The sequence below is a fragment of the Bradyrhizobium sp. STM 3809 genome (assembly GCF_000239795.1).
Taxonomy (GTDB): domain Bacteria; phylum Pseudomonadota; class Alphaproteobacteria; order Rhizobiales; family Xanthobacteraceae; genus Bradyrhizobium.
Map to the genome: position 1 here is coordinate 1 of NZ_CAFJ01000541.1, position 4,924 is coordinate 4,924.

Annotated in this window: 2 protein-coding genes; both read left to right on the top strand. The window is 65.7% G+C overall.

Annotated elements, in window-relative coordinates; translation table 11 throughout:
• Positions 1-1,349: autotransporter strand-loop-strand O-heptosyltransferase (locus BRAS3809_RS24775; protein WP_035658280.1), on the top strand; the 1,349-nt coding region annotated here is incomplete at its 5' end.
• 535 nt (positions 1,350-1,884) lie between these two features.
• Positions 1,885-4,924, top strand: a 3,040-nt coding sequence (locus tag BRAS3809_RS24780; protein WP_035658283.1) for a beta strand repeat-containing protein, incomplete at its 3' end; no start/stop codon positions are given.

Sequence of the window (4,924 nt, forward strand, 5' to 3'; positions counted from 1 at the left end):
CAACGACCCAATGCAAGCATTGGAATAATCCGGACGGCTGGCAGAGCATCGTGAGCTTCCTCAAGGCGACGGGCTATCGCGTGATCTGCATCGACCAGAAGGCGGAGAGCCGCCGCGGCGACTTTCAGACGCGCATTCCCGCCGAGGCCGAGGACCAAACCGGCGACAGACCGCTGCAGGAGCGCGCGCGCTGGCTGCGGCACGCAGTCGTCTTCATCGGCCTGTCCTCGGGACTGTCCTGGCTCGCCTGGGCCGTCGGCACGCCGGTCGTGTTGATCAGCGGCTTCACCCATCCGACCAACGAGTTCGCGACGCCTTACCGCATCATCAACCATCACGCCTGCAACAGCTGCTGGAACGATGCGCGCCATCGCTTCGACCACAGGGACGCTCTGTGGTGTCCGCGATGGAAGGACACGCCTCGGCAGTTCGAATGCACGCGCCTGATCAAGGCCGATCAGGTCGTCGGAACGCTCCGCAGGATCCCCGGCTTCGGGCAAGGAATGCGTCCCCAGCCGCGCCAGCTGGCGACCGCGCAGCAGCCGGGGGCCGATGCGGCAGCCCGTACCGCCGTCGCGCCATCCGGCTCCACTGACCAGGAGGAGCCGGTCGCGCTGGCTGCGTTGCTGGCGCGTCCACACGGCGACGTGGTGCGCGGCGGCCTCGCCGTCGGCGTGACCGTCGCCGCCGGCAAATTGTTGGATCTCGCCGCCGCACGGATCGCTGAAGGCGACCGCAACGCATCGAGCAACGATCTCGCCGGCGCGCTGCAGAACTACAAGCAAGGCGTCGATGCCATCCGGTATCTGACCCAGGCCGACCCCGACAATGCCGGCTTCCAACGTAGCCTGTCGGTCGCCCTGAACCGCATCGGCGCCGTGTTGTTCGTTCAGCGAAATCTCAGAGGCGCACATGCGGCCTACTCCGCCAGCCTGGCCGTCATCCAGAAGCTGACGGCCACTCATCCCGGCAATCCCAGTTTTCCGCGCGATCTCGCCTGGTGCCACGCCCTGCTGGCCGACGTGCTCACAGCCCAGGGCCACCATGCCGAAGCCTTCGAGCAGCGTCGCCACAATGCAGCGGTCATCACGCAACTCGCCAACACCGCACCGGATGATTCAACGTTGCAGCGGGCGCTGGCAACGTCCTACCAAAATCTCGGCGACGCCTTCCTTCCGCTCGGCAATATCGATGGCGCCTTGACCGTCTACCGGATCAGCCTCGGCCTGACCAAGCGCGAACTCGATGCGCACGGGCAGGATCCGGGCTGGAACGCGCTCTACACCAGCCTGCTCCAGAAGATCCGGGCTGCCCTGCTCGCGCAGCGCCAAGTCGCGCCACCGGCCTGAACGGCCCGCGGCTCGGCAAATCACGGCAGGCAACTCAATCTGTCAGCACGATGACTGCTCTCCGGCGCACGAGCCGCGTCGCGTGACTGATTGTCACTCGCAGATTCGTCCGCCGAGTCTTGACACACTTTGCGAACCATTCGCAGTAGCGTCCGGTCATCGGCGAGATGCTGGCAGCATCTTGACGAGAAAATGTGCATCGGCTCGGACGGCCATTACCCGCATTTGTTGCTTGCCGCCAAAAATCAATCACTTGGCGGGGCGTTCGGCAAAAGGATCACAGCTCCGCGATGCCCGAACAACAACATATTTGCGGACTCCCCGACGCCTCTTTTGGCCCGATTGCTTCGACCATATAGCCGCGTGCGACAAAGTAGCGCGCGGCGAGGGACCGCGCGACACAGCGGCGCACGGACGCAAGGCGCATCTCGCGCGCGGCGTGTCCTGCGGCAGGGCCGATGCAGTTCCGCATCGACTGGCCAGTGTCGGTACGAGGCCCTGCCGGGCGTCGGATGAACTTGGGGAGAGATGATCCATGGCGAATAACACCTTCAACCCGACGGCTCTGGCCAACGGAACGTCGAACCTGCTGGTGCGCGCGTCCGCGCTCAATCTATCGACCGACCTGGTCCAGGCCGGCGTCGTGTTCAACGATGCCGTCCGCGCCTCGCTCGGCCTGTTCTCGCAGGCGGGCAGCGGCAACTCGAATCCATTCCTCGGCAGCTACACCACCGATCTGCACGCCGTGCAGAATGATATCGCTGCCATGCTCGCCAATCCCGGCCAGGTGACGCTGGGTGGCCAGACGTTCACGCTGAACGCCACCGACACCGCCGTCCTCAACAATGTGCAGGCGCAGATCTCGACCCTGATCACCGCCGCAGGTCAGACCACCAACGCAGGCACCATCACCGCCGCCGACCAGACGCTGCACGCGGTCCAGCAGGAGATCCTGCAGGAGATCAACGGCGACGCGCATCTGTCCGGCGCCCTGAACAAGGTGAACTTCCTCGCCAACACCGGCGCACAAGACGTTGCCTTCCAGAACACCCCGGCAGGCGCCGACGACGCGGCGAGCCTGGCCGCAGCGACCGCCGGCAACACGCTCAAGGATGTCGGCCTCGTCTTCAACAAGGTGGTCGATATCGCGTCCGGCGGCATCCACACCGGCAATCTGCAAGAGGTCACGACCGACCTGACCGCGATCCAGCAGGGCCTGACCAACATCCTCAACAACAAGACGCAGCTCGCGCAGATCGAGAACGGCGAGACGGCGAATGCCGCCGCGCTGACCACGATCCATCTGCAGACGGTGCTCGGACAGATCAATCTCGAGCTGAATCAGTACGCGAAGGCTGAGACGACCGGCAATCAGGCCGCGCTGCGCGGCACCGCCGACAACCTGCTCGACATTATCGACATCGTTCAGAACGACGCCAACCTCAACACGGCCGCCGGCGGCAATGGCATGGCCGGTCATGCCGGCGGCTTCGCCGAAGATCCGGGCGGGTTGACCGGCACGGTGACCAAGTTCCAGGACAATCAGGCGCAGACCAACTTCTGGGCCGCGTTCCTGGCGGAAGCCAACACCATCAACGCGACCCTGCAGAAGATCGCGACCGGCGGCGCGCAAGCCAGCGCGGCCCTGGTCACGCAGATCCAGAACTACCAGGCCTTCGGCGCCAATTTCGACGCCGCGCAGGGCAACGTCTTCCGCGGCCGCTTCGACAACGAACTCTTGAGCGGCACGCTCGAGGCGGACTCGGCGGCGGCGGTGAAGGGCCTGCAGGGCATTCTCAACGGTGATACGGGTGCCGCGCTCGCGGCCGACAAGGCGATGCTCGCAGCGGCCGGCCAGGGCTTTGCGGCCGACGCCATGGACGTGTCCGGCAACAACATCGCAATCGGCGGCGCGACCTATGTCGGCACGGCGACCACGGTGTCGGGCGCGACATCCGTGCATGGTCTCGCTCACGGCACCATCCCGGTGACGGCGACGCCGAACATCGCCAACGGCACCGGCGGGACGACTTCGTCCACCACCACGCCGGCGCCGGTTGCCGTCAATTTCAACCCGACGGCGCTCGCCAACGGCACGTCGAATCTCTTGACCCGCGCCACCGCGATCCAGCACTCGACCGACCTGGTGCAGGCCGGTGTCGTCTTCAACGATGCCGTCCGCGCCTCGCTCGGCCTGTTCAGCCTCGCCAACAGCGGCAACTCGCCGACCTTCCTGTCCAGCTACCAGGCCGACATCACGGCGGTGCAGACCGACATTGCGGCGATGCTGGCCAACCCGGGTCAGGTCACGCTCGGCGGCAAGACCTTCACGTTGAACGCCACCGACACGGCGGTGCTGACCAATGTCGAAGGGCAGCTGGGCACATTGCTGCAGGCTGCCGGCCAGTTCGCCAACGCCAGCACGTCGGCCGCGGCCAGCCAGACGATCCACGCGCTGCAGCAGGAGATCCTCGGCGAGATCCACAACGACGCGCATCTCGCCAACGCGCTCAACAACGTCCCCTTCCTCGCCAACACCGGCGGCCAGGACGTTGCCTTCCAGACGTCGCCCGCGGGCGCCGATGATCCCGCGAGCCTTGCTGCAGCCACCGCCGGCAACAGCCTGAAGGACGTCGGTCTGGTCTTCAACAAGGTCGTCGAGGTCGCCTCCGGCGGCATCAACACCGGCAATCTTGCCGAGGTGACCGCTGACCTCACGGCCGTGTCACACGGTCTGACGGCCATCCTCAACAACAAGACCCAACTCGCGCAGATCGAAGCTGGCGAGACGGCCAACGCCGCCGCGCTGACCACGATCCATCTGCAAACGGCGCTCGGCCAGATCAACCTGCAACTGAACAAGTATGATCAGGCCGCGACCACCGGCAACCAGGCTGCTCTGCGCGGCACCGCCGACAACCTGCTCGACATTATCGACATCGTTCAGGGTGACACCAACCTGAACATGGCGGCGGGTGGCAACGGCAATGCGGGTCACGCCGGCGGTTTCGCCGAGGATCCGGGCGGGCTCAAAGGAACGGTCACCAAGTTCCAGGACAACCAGGCGCAGACGAACTTCTGGGCGGCTTTCCTCGCCGAAGCCAACACCATCAACACGACGTTGCAGCATATCGCGACCGGTGGCGCCCAGGCGAGCGCCGCGCTGATCACGCAGATCCAGAACTATCAACAGTTCGGCGCCAATTTCGACGCCGCCCAGGGCGCCGTCTTCCAGGGCCGCTTCGACAACGAGCTGCTCAGCGGTACGCTCGAGGCCGACACGGCAGCAGCTGTGAAGGGCTTGCAGGGTATCCTCAATGGCGACACGGGTGCAGCGCTCGCCGCCGACAAGGCGATGATCGCAGCCGCAGGCCAGGGCTTTGCGGCCGACGCCATGGACGTGTCGGGCAACAACATCCCGGTCAATGGCGGCACCTATGTCGGCACCGCCACGACGGTCTCGGCGGCGACCTCCATCAAGGGGACGGCGCACGGCACCATTCCGGTCACGGCGACACCGAACATCGCCAACGGGACGGGTGGAACCGCAGCGGCCGGAACGACTGCTGCCGGCG